General features: G+C 57.1%; 20 protein-coding genes. 18 read left to right on the forward strand and 2 right to left on the reverse strand.

The annotated features are described in order from the left end of the window. Positions 1–122: 122 nt before the first annotated feature. Positions 123–1172: an SH3 domain-containing protein gene (locus ACFFK0_RS17620; RefSeq protein ID WP_377471605.1), complete on the forward strand. Its 1050-nt coding sequence runs from the start codon at positions 123–125 to the stop codon at positions 1170–1172. Between the two features lie 171 nt (positions 1173–1343). Here ACFFK0_RS17620 and mciZ read toward each other — a convergent pair whose 3' ends face one another. After that, on the reverse strand, positions 1344–1547 hold the full coding sequence (gene mciZ, locus ACFFK0_RS17625) for a Z-ring formation inhibitor MciZ (RefSeq protein ID WP_377471606.1): 204 nt from the start codon (positions 1545–1547) through the stop codon (positions 1344–1346). A 95-nt stretch (positions 1548–1642) separates the two neighbouring features. Here mciZ and ACFFK0_RS17630 point away from each other — a divergent pair, with 95 nt between their 5' ends. The 13 genes from ACFFK0_RS17630 (at position 1643) to ACFFK0_RS17690 (ending at position 12289) form a co-directional block, all read left to right on the forward strand. Continuing rightward, positions 1643–2212 carry an NUDIX domain-containing protein gene (locus ACFFK0_RS17630; protein ID WP_377471607.1) on the forward strand — a complete coding sequence of 190 codons (570 nt, stop codon included), beginning with the start codon at positions 1643–1645 and terminating at the stop codon, positions 2210–2212. Then, on the forward strand, positions 2202–3404 hold the full coding sequence (locus ACFFK0_RS17635; RefSeq protein WP_377471608.1) for an endonuclease Q family protein: 1203 nt from the start codon (positions 2202–2204) through the stop codon (positions 3402–3404). The genes ACFFK0_RS17630 and ACFFK0_RS17635 overlap by 11 nt, the downstream gene beginning before the upstream one ends. Before the next feature lie 117 nt (positions 3405–3521). Beyond that, on the forward strand, positions 3522–4157 hold the full coding sequence (gene spoIIM / locus ACFFK0_RS17640) for a stage II sporulation protein M (protein WP_377471609.1): 636 nt from the start codon (positions 3522–3524) through the stop codon (positions 4155–4157). Positions 4158–4245: 88 nt separating this feature from the next. Beyond that, positions 4246–4734, forward strand: coding sequence for a ferric iron uptake transcriptional regulator (fur, locus tag ACFFK0_RS17645; protein WP_377471610.1), 489 nt, complete (start codon positions 4246–4248; stop codon positions 4732–4734). 94 nt (positions 4735–4828) lie between these two features. Next, positions 4829–5647, forward strand: coding sequence for an SDR family oxidoreductase (locus ACFFK0_RS17650; RefSeq protein ID WP_377471611.1), 819 nt, complete (start codon positions 4829–4831; stop codon positions 5645–5647). A gap of 81 nt (positions 5648–5728) precedes the next feature. Next, complete coding sequence (gene ald, locus ACFFK0_RS17655; protein ID WP_377471612.1) at positions 5729–6841, forward strand: alanine dehydrogenase; 1113 nt, start codon at positions 5729–5731, stop codon at positions 6839–6841. Positions 6842–6914: 73 nt separating this feature from the next. Further along, positions 6915–7148: a DUF4227 family protein gene (locus ACFFK0_RS17660; RefSeq protein WP_377471613.1), complete on the forward strand. Its 234-nt coding sequence runs from the start codon at positions 6915–6917 to the stop codon at positions 7146–7148. 196 nt (positions 7149–7344) lie between these two features. Next, positions 7345–8256: a site-specific tyrosine recombinase XerD gene (locus tag ACFFK0_RS17665; protein WP_377471614.1), complete on the forward strand. Its 912-nt coding sequence runs from the start codon at positions 7345–7347 to the stop codon at positions 8254–8256. A gap of 79 nt (positions 8257–8335) precedes the next feature. Then, positions 8336–9511: a phosphopentomutase gene (gene deoB, locus ACFFK0_RS17670; RefSeq protein ID WP_377471615.1), complete on the forward strand. Its 1176-nt coding sequence runs from the start codon at positions 8336–8338 to the stop codon at positions 9509–9511. A 32-nt stretch (positions 9512–9543) separates the two neighbouring features. Continuing rightward, positions 9544–10383: a purine-nucleoside phosphorylase gene (locus tag ACFFK0_RS17675; RefSeq protein WP_377471616.1), complete on the forward strand. Its 840-nt coding sequence runs from the start codon at positions 9544–9546 to the stop codon at positions 10381–10383. A gap of 16 nt (positions 10384–10399) precedes the next feature. After that, positions 10400–11263, forward strand: a complete 864-nt coding sequence (locus tag ACFFK0_RS17680) for a purine-nucleoside phosphorylase (protein WP_377471617.1) — start codon at positions 10400–10402, stop codon at positions 11261–11263. Between the two features lie 227 nt (positions 11264–11490). Beyond that, positions 11491–11889 carry a GNAT family N-acetyltransferase gene (locus tag ACFFK0_RS17685; protein WP_377471619.1) on the forward strand — a complete coding sequence of 133 codons (399 nt, stop codon included), beginning with the start codon at positions 11491–11493 and terminating at the stop codon, positions 11887–11889. A 25-nt stretch (positions 11890–11914) separates the two neighbouring features. Beyond that, positions 11915–12289, forward strand: a complete 375-nt coding sequence (locus ACFFK0_RS17690) for a DUF2243 domain-containing protein (protein ID WP_377471621.1) — start codon at positions 11915–11917, stop codon at positions 12287–12289. A gap of 2 nt (positions 12290–12291) precedes the next feature. Here the strand turns inward: ACFFK0_RS17690 and ACFFK0_RS17695 are convergent, their stop codons facing one another. Then, positions 12292–12621 (reverse strand): hypothetical protein, encoded by a 330-nt coding sequence (locus tag ACFFK0_RS17695; RefSeq protein ID WP_377471622.1) that lies wholly within the window; start codon positions 12619–12621, stop codon positions 12292–12294. 176 nt (positions 12622–12797) lie between these two features. Here ACFFK0_RS17695 and ACFFK0_RS17700 point away from each other — a divergent pair, with 176 nt between their 5' ends. The 4 genes from ACFFK0_RS17700 to ACFFK0_RS17715 all read left to right on the forward strand — a co-directional run bounded on the left by ACFFK0_RS17700 (position 12798) and on the right by ACFFK0_RS17715 (position 16631). Beyond that, on the forward strand, positions 12798–13301 hold the full coding sequence (locus ACFFK0_RS17700; RefSeq protein ID WP_377471623.1) for a hypothetical protein: 504 nt from the start codon (positions 12798–12800) through the stop codon (positions 13299–13301). A 181-nt stretch (positions 13302–13482) separates the two neighbouring features. Beyond that, on the forward strand, positions 13483–13863 hold the full coding sequence (locus ACFFK0_RS17705) for a cupredoxin domain-containing protein (RefSeq protein WP_377471624.1): 381 nt from the start codon (positions 13483–13485) through the stop codon (positions 13861–13863). Positions 13864–13998: 135 nt separating this feature from the next. Beyond that, on the forward strand, positions 13999–15297 hold the full coding sequence (locus tag ACFFK0_RS17710) for a pyrimidine-nucleoside phosphorylase (protein ID WP_377471625.1): 1299 nt from the start codon (positions 13999–14001) through the stop codon (positions 15295–15297). 161 nt (positions 15298–15458) lie between these two features. Further along, entirely contained in the window at positions 15459–16631 is a 1173-nt protein-coding gene (locus tag ACFFK0_RS17715; protein ID WP_377471626.1) for a D-alanyl-D-alanine carboxypeptidase family protein, read from the forward strand. Positions 16632–16782: the final 151 nt, after the last annotated feature.

The following is a 16782-nucleotide window of genomic DNA, read 5'->3' on the forward strand; positions in this document are numbered from 1 at the left end:
AAGCCCCGCAGTCGCAAAAACTTGGCGACGATTCGGGGCTTTTTTCATGTCCGCCTTTCTATAAAAGAAACTATATGGATACCCCGAGCGTCTAAGTGGAAAAACAAGGAGGTGCACCTGCTTTGCAATCAAGTAAATGGCTGTGTACGCGAGGCGTGACCGGATGTATGGCACTCGTTATTGCCGGGGTGGTATCGGCAGGAGCTTTCGGCAGTATAACCGCGGCGAACGGACAAGGAACGGCGATCACAAGCGAAAATGCTTCCGCTTCCGTACAAACCGTCGCATATACGCTTCCGTTTCATCCGTATCAAATCCGAACGCTGGAGACGGTGGAGCTGTATTCTGCGGATGAGGAAACCGCCGGTATGAACGAATGGGTTGCGCCGCAAATTTTAACCGTATTAGACGAAGGGAGAGACATATCGGTCCCAACCGGCGATTATTCCAAACCAGTTGTATACAAGCATTGGCTGCTCGTTCAAACCTGGCTCGGTCCCCGCTGGATTCTTCCTCAGGAGCATCAGTTCCGCGAGCTCCGGGACGATGATTACGAGCTGCGCGGGCCAACCCCGATCTATGACGACGCGGGCAACATTGCAGGCGAGCTCGCCCCGCAGAAGGTGCGCGTCAAGGAAAAAACCGTCGGCAACTATTTCAGTAATCCGTATCGTTTTCTCATCGATACATGGCTCGGTCCGAAATGGATCTATAAGCCTAGGGAATGGATCGAGGCGGCGCCGCAGACCGTTATGGAAAGTATTCCGCTGTTTTTGCCCGACGGCGCGATTCTGTACGCTGCCCCGGAGACGTATCAGAAAGTGTTTACCGTCAATCGAAAAGCTCAAGCTGCAGTCAGCGACAAAAGATGGCGCAATTGGTACCATGTCCAGGCTGAAGACGGTACGGAAGGCTGGCTTGCTGCGGGAGATACGGGCTGGATTAAGATGCGGGGAATAGCGGTCGGGAAGCTGAAAGCGGTGAACAAGAAAGTGACCGTCCAACAAGCAAAGCCGCTCTACAGACAGCCGAATAGGAACGACAAATACATGGATACCGAGCTGGGCCCGCAAACCGTCAACGTCAAAGCGCAATTCGGCGACTGGTATCAAGTCGAAACGTGGCTCGGCCTTTTATGGATCGACAACAGCAACACGGTTGCTGTCGAGTGATACTGCCGCTGCACCATACCGAGGCAATGAACGGTTGCGAAGAACGATTTGGCCAGCTTCTCTGGCCGGTAACAAAGTAGAAGCACTACGTACTAAAACCGTTGCGTTCAACGCAGCAAAACCCGCCTCGACGTTCAATAAAGAAGGCGGGTATGTATTGGCCATCAACAATCAGAGAGCTGATACGACGATCTGCAGGTGCGTCTTTCCGGCGGAGCGGTCTTTCATCTTCACGGCTGACGTACGAACCGACAGCCAATCGGCTAACAATACATCGCCCGACGAAGCCGCGCGTGCCTGCTGCCGCAAATATTCGCGCACTTCCCATGCCTTGCCCGCCAATCGGAACTGACGTTCCGCCACATAGCTCTTCATCGTACCCCATCCTTTGCTCCGTATTCTGGTATAATGAATCCATATGTTCAGGCAGGACATGTTATGCCAACGAGACGAAAGAGGAGTGGAAGCAGATGAGCGAGATCAGAAAATTGTTCGAGGAACCGACGATCGAAACGAAACCGATCTTCGAAGGTAAAGTCATTAAGGTGCAGGTCGATACGGTGAAGCTGCCGAACGGCGCTACTGCGACCCGCGAGCTTGTGAAGCATCCCGGCGCGGTTGCGGTGCTTGCCGTCGCCAATGATAAACTGCTCGTCGTCGAGCAATTCCGCAAGCCGCTGGAGCGCAGTCTTGTCGAGATCCCGGCGGGCAAGCTGGAGCCGGGGGAGCCGCCGGCGGAAGCGGCGCTGCGCGAGCTGGAGGAGGAGACGGGCTTCCGGGCGTCCTCCGTCAAACTGCTGCACTCGATCGCCGTGTCGCCGGGCTTTGCCGACGAGATCGTACACCTCTATGTAGCCGAAGGCTTGCAAAAGGGTGAAGCGCGGCCGGACGAGGACGAGTTTCTGAATGTCGAAGCAATCACCTTGGAGACAGCCCTGCAGTACATCCGGGAAGGCAGAATCGGCGACGCCAAGACGATTACGGCGGTGTATGCCTGGCAGCTGTACACGTTGACCGGCCAATACGTCTATGGCAGCTGAAGTCAACACGACGCTGCGCCCCGTCTTTGCCGACCTTCACATCCATATCGGGCGCACGGAGACCGGCACGCCCGTGAAGATCACGGGGGCTCGCGATTTGACGTTCTTCAACATCGCAAAGGAAGCCTCCGAGCGCAAAGGGATCGAGCTGATCGGCATTATCGATTGCCATTCGCCGGCCGTGCAGCGGGAGATCGACCGGCATCTCGATTCCGGCGACATGGTGGAGCTCGAAGACGGCGGCATCCGTTACCGCCACACGACCGTGCTGCTCGGCAGCGAAATCGAGGTGCGCGACCCCGGCATGCAGGAGGCTCATGTGCTGGCATATATGCCGACACTGGCGGCTATGAAGGATTTTACAGCGTGGATGTCGCTGCACATGACGAACGTCGAGCTCAGCACGCAGCGCATCCGGGTGCCGGCAAGGATTCTTCAGGACGAGGTATTGGCTCGCGGCGGCATACTCATTCCCGCTCATGTATTCACGCCTCATAAGGGAATATACGGCAGCGTGACCGATCGGATGGAGAACCTCCTCGACTTATCCGGAGTGGCGGCCGTGGAGCTTGGGCTCAGCGCCGACTCAATGATGGCCGGCTTGATCAGCGAGCTCGATCCGTACACGTTCGTCACGAACTCGGATGCGCACTCCCTCGGCAAAATCGGCCGCGAGTACAACGAACTGCTGCTGGCCGCGCCGAGCTTCAAGGAGCTGAGGATGGCGCTGGCCCGCCGGGACGGTCGCCGGGTCGCCGTCAATTACGGTCTCAATCCGCGGCTCGGCAAATACCATCGCTCTTATTGCGAGCAGTGTGAAGAAATCGTGGACGAGAGCGAGCGGGTCGTGCAGCGCTGCGCCTATTGCGGCAGCACGAAGCTGGTCCGCGGCGTGATGGACCGGATTCTCCATATCGCCGACCGCGATGAACCGGTTCTGCCGCCGCATAGGCCGCCTTACCGGTACCAGGTTCCGCTCGAGTTCATCCCGAAGCTCGGCAAGCGGACGCTCGACAAGCTGTTAAACCGATTCGGCACGGAGATGAATATTATCCACCATGCGTCCGGGCACGAGCTGGCCGAAACCGCGGGAGAATCGGTTGCGAAATACATCGTGCTGGCCAGAGAAGGCAAGCTGGAAACCGCGGTCGGCGGCGGAGGCAAATACGGCCGCGTCATTCCGATTTCCTAACGCTGTAGCAGGTAGTCGTTTTGGACAAGTATCATACGTTTCATTTTCCCGTCATAGGCTGAAATGAGGATGTGCCGTTTCAAGGTGCGTCTCCACATCGGCAGGGAGGGACGACGGGTGAAACCATCGGCAATCAAAGCTTACATGCAAGATCATTTGGCGCTGTATATATTCGTGTCGGTGCTGTTTCTGATCGGAGTCGTATTCGGCGCGGTCATGGTCAATGCGCTGTCGCTCGACCAGAAGCAGGAGCTCGGGCGGCATTTGAATTATTTTATTCAGAACGTGGATGACGGGTCGCTGCTGGGAGCTCATCAGGAGCAGTCGTTCCGGCAAACGCTCGGCTTGCATATCAAATGGCTCGTCCTCATTTGGCTGCTCGGCCTGTCGGTCGTCGGACTGCCGCTCGTTTTTGTGCTCGATTTTTTAAAGGGCGTGCTGGTCGGATTCTCCGTCGGGTATTTAACCGCGCAGTATGCCTGGAAGGGGATGCTGTTCTCGTTCGTGTCGGTCGCTCCGCAAAATGTGATCGTCATTCCGGCGCTGCTCATCGCCAGCGTTGCCGCTACGCATTTCTCGCTGCAGCTCGTCAAAACCCGGTTTCAGCACCGGCGCGGCTTCGTTGCACAGTCGTTCTGGCGCTATACGGGGACAACGGTGTTCCTAGGCGTCATCTTGGCCGGAGTTTCGCTCTATGAAGGGTTCTTGTCGCCCTATGTGATGAAATGGATTGCGCCGATGCTGCTCGTGTAGGTCGCAAGTTCGTTGACTTTCCGACAAAACTCCCCCTATAATGGATAGAGGCACGACGTTGTTTCGGGCCCGGAGAGGGGGACGTCTGATGGAGGCACGCATTGAGAAGATCAAGCAGCAGCTTCAATCGCAAGGGTTTAAGCTGACGCCGCAGCGGGAAGCGACCGTTCGGGTGCTGCTTGAGAATGAGGAGGATCATCTCAGCGCGGAGGACGTATTCATGCTCGTGAAAGATAAGGCTCCCGAGATCGGACTAGCCACCGTATACCGGACGCTCGAGCTGCTTAGCGAGCTGCACGTAGTTGAGAAGATGAATTTTGGCGACGGGGTCGCGCGGTACGACCTTCGCAACGATTCGACGCATCACCACCACCATCACTTGATTTGTGTGCAATGCGGGGCGGTCGATGAAATTATGGAAGACTGGCTGGGCACTTTGGAAGAACGGCTGGAGCAAGAATTCAGCTTCCGCGTGCTCGATCATCGGCTTGATTTTCAAGGCATCTGCTACCGGTGCAGCGGCAAGGAGAAGCCGATTGCGCTGATTAAACAACAACCTTCCCACGCACAGGCGTAAGCCCGAGCGGCCGGGAGGGTTGTTTTTTCATGGGATGGGCTGGAATGGGGCATCTTAAGCGGGAGTGTATACCAACCGACGAAAGGGTGTCATCATGGCTGCAATCGTTCAGGAACGCAAGGGAAGCGAAACGGCGCAGTGGCTGAAGGACCGGGTGGCGGTCGTAACGGGGGCGGGCTCCGGCATCGGCAAGGCGGCCGCGATCCGGCTGGCGGAGCATGGGGCGCGCGTGTGTCTGGTGGATCTGACCGAGCGGCGTGCCGGGGACGTCAAGCGGGACATAGAGGCGGCAGGCGGCGAAGCGATCGTCGTCGATACGGATGTGTCCGATCCGGCTCGGGTCCAAGCGGCGATTGAGCAGACGGTGCGAACGTGGGGCAAGCTCGACATCGTATTCGCGAACGCCGGCATTAACGGAATCGTGACGCCGATTGAGGATATGTCGCCGGAGGAATGGGATCACACGCTCACGACGAATCTCAAGGGAACGTTCCTTGCCGTCAAATTTGCAATTCCGCATATGAAGGAAAAGGGCGGCTCCATTGTGATTACGAGCTCGATCAACGGCAACCGCAAATTTTCCGGCTTCGGCATGTCTGCTTACAGCACGTCGAAGGCCGGGCAGATGGCATTCGGCAAAATGGCCGCGCTCGAGCTGGCCCGATACAAAATTCGGGTCAACATCATATGTCCGGGTGCGATCAAGACGAATATTAATGAGAATACGCAGCAAACTCCGGAGCTGGACAAGATCAAAATTCCGGTGAACTATCCGGAGGGCAGCCAGCCGCTCGAGCACCACGCCGGTTCTCCGGAGCAGGTCGCCGATTTGGTGCTGTTCCTCGCTTCGGATTATTCGAGCCATATTACCGGCACCGAAGTCTTCATTGACGGCGCCGAATCGCTGCTGTAGTAATGGAGTACGCTCTCGTTTGCGAAAGTACAGGGGCGGCCGGACCGGTCGTCCTTCATGCGCTTGGAGGAGGGACGCTCGATGATCATCGGAGTGCCTAGGGAGCTGAAAAACAACGAATACCGGGTGGCGCTCACCCCGGCTGGAGCCGGCATGCTGCGTGCGGCCGGGCATCGCGTTCTGATCGAGCAGGGAGCCGGCGCAGGCAGCGGCTTCAGCGACGACGATTATGTCAAGGAAGGCGCGGAGATAATGCCGACGGCTGCGGAGGTATGGGGCGGCTGCGAAATGATTATGAAGGTGAAGGAGCCGCTTCCCGAGGAGTACGGCTATTTCCGCGAAGATCTCATCCTGTTCACCTATCTTCATCTGGCCGCCGCCGGAGAGCTTGCCGCACAGCTTGTTCGGAACCGCGTGACGGGGATTGCATACGAAACGATCCAGCTGCCGAACGGCGGGCTGCCTCTGCTGACGCCGATGAGCGAGGTGGCGGGCAGAATGTCGGTGCAGATCGGCGCCCACTACTTGGAAAAATATAACGGGGGCCGCGGCATCCTGCTTGGCGGCGTGCCCGGCGTTCCTCCCGCCGACGTTATCATTCTCGGCGGCGGCATCGTCGGCACGAACGCGGCGAAGATGGCTCTCGGGCTTGGCGCGAATGTCGTCATTATCGAGCGGAGCGCAGACCGGATGCGCTACTTGGACGATGTGTTCGGGGGCCAGGTACGGACATTGATGTCCAATCCGTACAATATCGCATCGGCCGTCCAGAAGGCGGATCTGCTGATCGGTGCGGTCTTGATTCCAGGGGCTCGCGCTCCGCGGCTCGTCACCGAAGAGATGGTCAGGCAGATGAAGAACGGCTCCGTCATCGTCGACGTTGCGGTCGACCAAGGCGGCTCAATCGAGACGATCGACCGGGTGACGACGCACGATCAGCCGACGTATGTGAAGCATAACGTGCTTCATTACGCTGTCGCCAACATGCCGGGGGCGGTACCCCGCACGTCGACGCTCGCGCTGACGAATGTGACGCTGCCGTACGCAATGGAGCTGGCCGGTAAAGGCTTCGAACGGGCGGTCCGCGACAATCCGAGCTTGAAGCTGGGCGTGAACGTATACGCCGGAGGCGTCACGCATGCTGCCGTTGCCGAAGCGGTAGGCATAGCTTATACGCCTTCCCTGCCTAACTGACGGCCGTTAATAGACATATCGCGAAGAGAACCGTCATACGTTTGTCCTAAGGGAATTCCAGGAGGGATAAACGATGATCTTCTCTTATCGAAAGTGGATCGGCCGGCTGCATTTTCTGATGCTATTCATGGCGCTCACGCTGATCCTGTACCATATTATGGTGTGGCTCGAGAACTGGGTCCAGCCCCGCGACAAATACCGGGAGCCGTATAACCAAGCGGTGAAGGCGTTCACGCACGCCTCTCTCCCCGCCGAGCAGGGGACCGTAACGGATCGGCTCAAGCTGTTTTACTGGTACGGCGAGTAAACGGGCTAGGCGGAAGGAATTTCACGAGGGATTGGAGAAGTAAGGAAGCTGCCCGCCACCATGGGGGCAGCTTTGTATTTGTGTAAGCAATGATGCGAAGCATTGGCTTTGGAAATGCGGGGGCTTCCTGATAGGCATTCGAATTAGCTTCAGGGGGTAACGTCCGCTTGTCGGGGATTATGACGGAAGGAAGTCGATGAGGTTGGAACGCGATATCGAAGCGCTGCTTGCGGACATGGCGGCGGAACGCCGTCTTGCAGCGAATACATTGGAGTCTTACCGGCGGGATTTGCTGCCCTTCGTTGCCTACCTGCGCGAGCAAGGAGTGGACGAGCTCACCGGCTCGACGAAGACGAACGTTGCGGCGTACGCAGCCAAGCTCAGGCGGGACGGCCGTTCCGCAGCCACTTGTGCCAGAGCGCTTGTGTCCATTCGTGCGCTTTACGCACATTTGGTGCGAAGCGGGAGAATGGACCACGATCCGGCCCGGTTTATCGAGCCGCCGAAGGCGGAGCGAAAGCCTCCGGCGGCGCTGAACGTTGCCGATGTGGAGCGGCTGCTTGCGGCGCCCGATACGGAAACGCCTGCCGGCCTACGGGATAAAGCCATGCTGGAGCTGCTGTATGCGACCGGGCTGCGGGTGAGCGAGCTTGTCGCGCTGCAGGAGCCGGACGTGAACGTCGGCCTTGCGTTCGTACGCTGCGGCGGAGGAGGCGGGCAGGAGCGGATCGTACCGATCGGCGGCTACGCGCTGCAGTCGATTGCCGATTATTTGGCGGCCGGCCGTCCGAAGCTGTTGAAGCCAGGGCTGGCCACAACGGCGCTCTTCTTGTCCCAGCGGGGGGACGGCATGACGCGGCAGTCGTTCTGGGGGATCCTGAAACGGTATGCCGCTGCCGCAGGGCTCCCGGAGGGAGAGCTGACGCCGCAATCGCTGCGCAGCTCGTTCGCCGCCCATTTGCTGGCCAACGGGGCCGACGTAAGGGCGGTACAGGAGATGCTTGGCCATACGTCGCCTGCGGCTACTCAAGCGTATGCGCAGTCGGCCAAGCTGCTCATGAAGGACGTATACGACGCTGCGCATCCGCGGTCGGGCAAACGTACATAAGCGGTGCCCGGCTTTGATTTCGACCGTACCGCATGAGATAATGATTACCAGAATCATCAAATGGCTAGGAGGACGCTGGATGAGCTTCAAACGGATATGCTTTATTGTACTTGACAGCGTCGGCATCGGCGAGCTGCCGGACGCCGTCCGCTTCGGCGACGTCGGCTCCCATACGCTGGGCCATATCGCTCAGCGCGTTACGACGTTCTCGGTACCGAACCTGCAGCGGCTCGGACTCGGCAGAATCGCCGAGCTGGAACGTGTGCCGCCGGCGGACAAGCCGCTGGCCTACTACGGCAAGATGGCCGAGACGTCGGTAGGCAAAGATACGATGACCGGACACTGGGAGCTGATGGGGCTCAATGTGGAGATTCCGTTCCAGGTGTACCCGGAAGGGTTTCCAGCCGAGCTGATTGACGCGTTCGAGCAGGCGACGGGCCGCAAAGTTATCGGCAACAAGCCCGCTTCCGGTACGGAAATTTTGGACGAGCTCGGCGAAGAGCAGATGCGCACCGGCGCCTGGATTGTCTATACGTCGGCGGACAGCGTTTTTCAACTGGCGGCGCATGAGGACGTCATTCCGCTGGAGGAGCTGTACAACGCGTGCAAAATCGCGCGCGAGCTGACGCTGCGTCCGGAATTCGCCGTCGGGCGGGTCATTGCGCGTCCTTATACAGGGCAGCCGGGGGCTTTCAAGCGGACGCCGAATCGTCATGACTATGCGGTGAAGCCGCCCGCTCCGACGGTGCTGAACGCCCTGAAGGACGCGGGCTTGGACGTCATCTCGATCGGCAAGATCAACGATATTTTCTCGGGGGAAGGCATCACGGAAGCTTCTTCGACGAAGAGCAACGCGGACGGCATCCGCCAAACGATCGATGCGATGAAGCGGGATTGGCGCGGACTCGCGTTCACGAACCTGGTCGATTTCGACTCGCTGTACGGTCATCGCCGCGACCCGGAGGGCTATGCCAAGGCGCTCGAGGAGTTCGATGCGGCGCTGCCGGAGCTGATGGGCACGATCGGCGAGGACGATCTGCTGATTCTGACAGCTGACCACGGCAACGACCCTGTGCATGCAGGAACCGACCATACGCGCGAATATGTGCCGATTTTGCTGTACAGTCCGAGGTTTGCTTCGCCGGGCTCCATCGGGATTCGGCTGACGTACGCCGATGCGGGCGCGACTGTCGCGGACAATTTCGGAGTAAAGTGGACCGGGCATGGGACGAGCTTCTTGGAGCTATTGAAGTAACCGGATTGTTTCCAATAAGGAGGATACATACATTGGCACATGTAACGGGAGAGACCGCAGCCCGCATTCGCGAGGCGGCGGCGTACATAACGGAGAAGTCGGGCGCGCTGAAGCCTCGCATCGGATTGATTTTGGGTTCGGGTCTCGGGGTATTGGCCGATTTGATCGAAGACGCGGTTGTGCTGGATTACGGTGATATTCCCCATTTCCCGGTGTCTACGGTAGAAGGACATGCGGGCGAGCTGCTGCTCGGCACTGTGAAAGGAAAGCCCGTACTGATGATGAAAGGGCGCTTTCACGGCTACGAGGGCTACGGACCGGAAACGGTGTCGTTCCCGGTGCGGGTCATGAAGGAGCTCGGCGTACAGACGCTGATCGTGACGAACGCGGCGGGAGGCATTAACGAAAATTATCAGGTCGGCGACCTGGTCATACTCAAAGACCATCTGAATTTAACCGGCCGCAACCCGCTGATCGGGCCGAACGACAATGCGCTCGGCGTGCGTTTTCCGGACATGTCCGAGGCATACAGCAAGCGGCTGCGCACACTCGCGCACCGCGTGGCGGAGCGGCAGGGACTTGGTTTGCAGGAAGGCGTATATGTCGGGCTGATGGGGCCTTCCTACGAGACGCCGGCGGAGATCCGCATGCTGCGCATACTCGGCGGGGATGTGGTCGGCATGTCGACCGTGCCGGAAGTGATCGCCGCGCGCCATTCGGGCATCGAGGTGCTCGGCTTCTCGTGCGTATCCAACATGGCCGCAGGTATGCTCGATCAGCCGCTGTCGCACGCCGAAGTGATGGAAACGACGGAGCGGGTCAAGCCGAAATTCCTGCAGCTCGTACTCGGTATAATCGAAGAAATGGACTAAGGAGAGCTTAACGACGATGACAACTTCCGCGGAACGCAGCTATTTGCAAGAAATTCAAGAGGCGGCCGACTATTTGCGCAGCCGTCTCGGCGGCTTGACGCCGAAGATCGGGCTCGTGCTCGGCTCGGGTCTCGGCGATTTGGCCGAGCAGGTAGAGAACGCGACAATGGTCGATTACCATGATGTGCCGCATTTTCCCGTGTCGACGGTAGAAGGACATGCCGGACGGTTCGCGATCGGTATGCTGGAGGGCAAGCCGGTTATTGTCATGCAAGGCCGTTTCCACTACTACGAAGGCTACTCGATGAAAAAAGTCGTGTTCCCTATCTATGTTATGAAGCAGTTGGGCGTCGAAGCGCTTGTCATTACGAATGCTGCGGGCGGACTGAACCGCGGCTTCGCGCCGGGCGATCTGATGCTGCTAAGCGATCACATTAACATGACCGGCGATTCGCCACTGATCGGGCCGAACCATAGCGAGCTGGGAGTCCGCTTCCCCGATATGTCGGAGGCGTACAACCGCGATTATCGTACGCTTGCGAAGTATATCGGCACCGGCATTACCGGACCGGACGGCGACCCGCTGCGCCTTCAGGAAGGCGTCTACTGCGGTATTTCCGGACCGACCTATATGACGCCGGCCGAGCTCATTATGCTGGCCCGCGTCGGCGGCGACGCCGTCGGCATGTCGACGGTCGGTGAGGTCATCGCCGCGCGTCATGCTGGGCTGAAGGTGCTGGGCATCTCCTGCATTACCGACATGGCTGTAGGCGAAGAGCTGGAGCCGCTGACGCATGAGCAGGTCGTTGCGGTTGCAAACCGAACGAAGCCGAAGTTTGCGGCGCTTGTACGCGGTTTTGTGCGCGAGGTGAAGCTGTAGGGTCAGAGTGTTGAAGCTATAACGTTGTTGCTTGCTGCGGCCGCTTTCCAATGAAAGCGGCCCTTTTGCCGCTAGATCCCTAAAAACTGCTTACCCGAATGCACATTCATGCCATGATGTTCTATGTCGAATATTGAAAATAATGGAGAGGGATTATGTCGTTGGAAATAAGAGTGCTTGATTCCACCCTTCAAAGCCGTGTTGCAGAAATCTGGGGGGACATTGTAGTGTCAAGAGGGAAGGTACACCGCGTAAATGAACTGCAGGGATATGCCGCACTCCTGAACGGAGTAATCAAAGCGTCCGTCTCGTATTATGTCGACAACTGGGAATGTGAGATCGTTTCTCTGGAAAGCGCAATGCAAAATCAAGGACTGGGAAGCAAGCTCGTTCAGCTGGTCGTCGAGCAGGCCAAGGAGCGTCAATGTAAACGTGTTTGGCTGATTACCTCTAACGACAATGTGAGGGCGATCCGATTTTATCAAAAACGAGGGTTCGATATGAAAGCCATCCATTACGATGCGATTACGGAAGCAAGGAAGCTGAAGCCTGCCATCCCGTTAATCGGCGACGACGGCATACCGGTGCGTCACGAGGTTGAATTTGAAATGATTTTGTCATCATGAGCTCGTCATGGAAGGAGAGCAAGCTGTGAAACGGCTGCTGGGAGTTATTACAGGCGCATTCATCACTTATCAGGTTCAGCACATTGTAAAGGCTTATGCGTTCGGGTATACCGCGGAAAATCTTTATCATCGTTTGGGCGCCGTACTGTTCGGTATCGTTGTGCTTTTCATTTTCATGGAAACGTTCCGTCGGATGTTCGGTCAAGCCTTCTTCAATGGTTTTATCGTAGCAACCGGATTGTTTCTCAGCTTTGATATCGTGATTTTCCATTGGATATTCCGGCTGCATCGGATTACGAGCGGAGCCGAGGCCAACGTATTGGAGCCAATATTCGTAGCTTTCGGGCTCTTGTTTTTATGGCACGGGGTTCGAAGAGAGCTTCGCGGAAAGCGCAGTTAATCTTATACTGTTAACGGCAGCTTCACCGTTCCCAAGAAAGTGACGAATACCGCTCCACGGCGGCCTTCCTCCGCTCCGGTTGTGCCGGGACTCGGCATCAATCCGCAGCTGTATACAATCTCCACCTCGCGTCCGAACGGTTTTTTCTTCGAACCGACCAGCCGCGTCATCCCGCATCCGTCTGTAATGTTCATAGCTTGAAAGGAAGCAATAATCCGGCTTTCAGCAAACGCTTCCGTCACCCACGGACACAAAGAAGCCGCTATTAATCCCGATAAACCAAGCATTAGTGCGGCAAGTCCGGCTGCATGTTTCCACCCGAGCCGTTCCATCTCCCGACACCTCCCCCTGCCTTACCTTTCCAGACGACGCTTACAACGGTAGAGTTGCACGGAATGTATCCGAGTAACTTGTCAGGAGCTGGTTACACTAACCTAGAATAAGCAAAAATGTTGAGCGGGGAGGAACGTCGATGCGAATGTATAAGATGCTCAGGTGGAGCGTGCTCATGTCATTTGCCTTACTGCTCGGCTGCGCTATGGGAGGCATCAGCGGAAGCGGACAGCAGCAGGGATCGGAGAAGGCACAGAACGAGCAGCAGAAGGGCGGCGAACAAGGGGATGGCGGAGGCGAAGGCGCGTCCAAGGCGCAGTCCGAAGGGGACTCCACTGTCTTGGATAAGGAATTGAAGCGCCAAGGCGATATATATAAGGAATATATCCAGCATAACACGGAGCAGGCGCAGAAAGACCGCGAAGCCGATCAAAAGCTTTTGGAGAAGATGAGGAAGAATGAGCAAAGTGTTTTGAAAGAGGAAGGAAAACGCCAGCAAAGACTGCGGGGTCTTGATGAGGAGCAGGGGGAAGGGGCGCAGGAAGAAGGGAAAGGCGGCGAATCGGAATCATCCGGCGGTAATAAGAAATCCGATGCCGAAAGCGGTGAAAGCTCTCAGAAGGGATCCGGACAAGGACAAGGCGGCGGCAAAGGGGCCAAAAGCGGGAGCGGAATTTAGCTGTATCGATACAGCGAGCTGCATAAGTAAAGGCAGTCATATTCCTGAAAGCCGCAAAATACCGTCAAAGTTCACATATTCGTCACAAAAACTTCGAAATTTTGCCATTGGAATATTGAGACGGTGACGGCTCATTTCATGTACAATAAGTTTCGTGATGATTAACGAGGGGGACTGACAGATGCAAAAGTGGATTATGTTCGTATTGTTCGTTGCTGCGGGCGTTTTGGGGCTGGGTGTCCTCTTTAACGATATTTCCGAGAAGCAGGCCGAAGCCGCCGCGAGCAAAGCGGAAGCTGGTACGACGTTGAAGTTTACGATGAGCAATTGGAAGTTCGACAAGCCGGAATATCAAGTCAAGGCGGGCGAATCGTTGAAGGTGTCGCTCGTATTGGCTGAAGGCGTGCACGCGCTGGAAGTGAAAGACCTGGGCATCAAGCTGGACGGCCAAAATCGTTCTGTCGATTACAAATTCGAGAAGCCCGGCACGTACGAAGTGATCTGCACTCTGCCTTGCGGCGAGGGACATGCGGATATGAAAGCGAAGATTGTCGTTCAATAAATGTCGTGATCCCAAGCAGGCCGTTCCTTTTTTTGATAAAGGAGCGGTCTGCTTTTTTTTGCTTAGGGCCGGTATTGGAGCGTATACTGAACGATAGAGGAAAGTATTGACTATAGAAAAGGTGGAACGAAATCGATGCGGATGGTGGATTTGATTCAGAAGAAGCGCGACGGTCATGCGCTGACAGAGGAGGAAATCGGTTTTGTCGTGACCGGTTATACGCAAGGAACGATCCCCGACTATCAGATGTCCGCGATGCTGATGGCGATTTACCTGGTCGGCATGAACGACGAGGAAACGTCGCAGCTGACGCTGGCGATGGCGCGTTCCGGCGATGTGCTGGATTTGTCGGCGATCGGCGGCGTGAAGGTAGACAAGCATTCCACGGGCGGCGTCGGCGATAAAACTTCGTTGATCGTTGCGCCGCTCGTCGCGTCCGCCGGCGTACCTGTCGCCAAAATGTCCGGCCGCGGTCTTGGCCACACCGGCGGAACGGTAGATAAGCTGGAGTCGATTCGCGGCTTTCGGGTGGAGCTGACGACCGAGGAATTCATCCGCAACGTGAACGAAATAAAGCTGGCGCTAGTCGGTCAATCCGGGAACCTCGCTCCGGCCGATAAGAAGATTTACGCCCTGCGCGATGTTACGGCTACGGTGAGCTGCATTCCGCTTATCGCCAGCTCGATAATGAGCAAGAAGATTGCGTCCGGGGCGGACGCCATCGTGCTCGACGTGAAGGTTGGCGCCGGCGCATTTATGAAGGATGTCGAGCATGCTCGTCAGCTGGCGGAGACGATGGTGCGCATCGGCCGTTCTCTCGGACGCCAAACGGTAGCGGTGCTGAGCGACATGGATCAGCCGCTTGGAGCGGAGATCGGCAACGCCGGCGAGGTGCGGGAAGCGATTGCCGTGCTGCAGGGCGGCGGACCGGACGATTTGCGCGAGGTGTCGCTGGCGCTGGCGGCGCATATGACCGTGCTGGGCGGGGCGTATCCCGATTTTGATGCGGCGCGTGCCGGTCTGCAGCAGTCGCTGGAAAGCGGTGCGGCGCTTGAAACGTTCGCCCGCTTCGTCGCGGCTCAGGGCGGCGATGCCGAGCAAATCCGCAATCCGGACCAGCTGCCGAAGGCGGAGCGGGAAGTGAAGTTAGCCGCTGATGAAGGCGGCTACGTGGAGTTCATCGACGCGGAGAAGGTCGGACTTGCCGCCATGCTGCTCGGAGCAGGGCGGCAAACGAAGGAGGATGAGATCGACTATGCGGTCGGCGTCACGCTTCAGCGTAAAGTCGGCGATCGGGTGGAAGCGGGAGACACGCTCGCTCTGCTGCATGCGAACGGTCCGCACGACGATGGCCTGGCCATGCTGCGCAGCGCCTACCGAATTGGACCGAAGCCGCCGGCTGCCAAGCCGCTCATTTACGATGTTATTCAATAGCCGACGTATGGAAGGCGCCGGGCTGCGTGGAGCAGCCGCGGCGCTTTTTTGTCGTTATTTTTACCGGGCGCATCCCACTCCTTCCGAATATTTCCTTGTCAACTCGTCAACACTAAGAAGTAGCAAGTGAAAGATGACCATTGTAGAGGAGAAGATTGCACATGTTCAAGAAGGGCTTCATTACGATGATCAGTTTCGCTCTGATCCTGGCGCTGCTCGCGCCGGCGGCATTCGCCGAAGAGAAAAAGGCTGCGCAGCCGGTCGATCTGGCCCCGAACGCCAAGTCGGCGGTGCTTCTGGACGCGGATACGGGCACTGTCATATTCGACAAAAATAAAGACGAGAAGCTGCCTCCCGCCTCCATCACGAAAATCATGACGATGCTGCTGATCATGGAAGCGCTCGATCAAGGCAAAATCAAGATGAACGAAAAGGTGCGGACGAGCGAATACGCAGCGTCGATGGGCGGATCGCAAATTTTCCTGGAGCCGGGGGAAGAAATGACGGTCGAGGAAATGCTGAAGGGGATTGCGATGGCCTCCGGTAACGACGCTTCGGTGGCGATGGCGGAGAAGATCGCGGGCTCGGAGCAAGCGTTCGTAGCGATGATGAACGAGCGCGCCCAGCAGCTGGGGATGAAAAACACGCATTTTGTCAATCCGAACGGCTTGCCGGTTGCCGACCATTATACAACGGCTTACGATATCGCGATCATGTCTCGCGAGCTGCTGAAGCATGAGGAAATTACGAAATTTACCGGGACGTATCAGGACTATCTCCGTAAAGATACCGAGAAGCCGTTCTGGCTTGTGAATACGAATAAGCTTGTCCGTTTTTACCCAGGGGCGGACGGAATGAAGACCGGGTATACGAGCGAGGCGAAATTTTGCTTGTCGGCGACGGCAAAGCGGGACGGGCTGCGGATGGTGGCGGTTGTGCTCGGGGAGCCGAATACGAAGACGCGCAACGCGGAAGTGTCGCAAATGCTGGACTATGCGTTCTCTCAATATACGAATTATCCGATCTTCAAGACCGGCGACAGCTTGGGCTCGTTCAAGGTGAGCAAAGGCGAAGTAAGCGAGGTGCCGATGACGGCGAAGCATCCTTACAGCCTGCTGCTGAAGAAAGGCGAAGCGGCGCAGGGCATCCGCCATGAAGTGCAGTTCGATACGAACCTGAAGGCACCGATTGCCATAGGACAGACGGTCGGCAAAATCGTCATCTATAAGGACAATACGGCAATTGCCGAGTATCCGCTGCAGTCGCCGTCCGAAGTTAAGGCGGCCAGCTGGTGGAAGCTGTTCAAGCGCTCGATGAGCAATATGTTCTCGTAATCAAACGGTCCCCGCAAAGTACACGGAATAATCTTCGACAGCTTTAACGTCACTTTGTGGGGGGTTGGATTGTGGGGTCCCCGAAAAGTATTCGGAATAAACTTCGACAGCATCAACTTCACTTTTTGGGGTAGGGTGTCGCCTTTCTTCT

The sequence above is a fragment of the Paenibacillus chartarius genome, from assembly GCF_042432825.1.
GTDB classification, from domain to species: domain Bacteria; phylum Bacillota; class Bacilli; order Paenibacillales; family NBRC-103111; genus Gordoniibacillus; species Gordoniibacillus chartarius.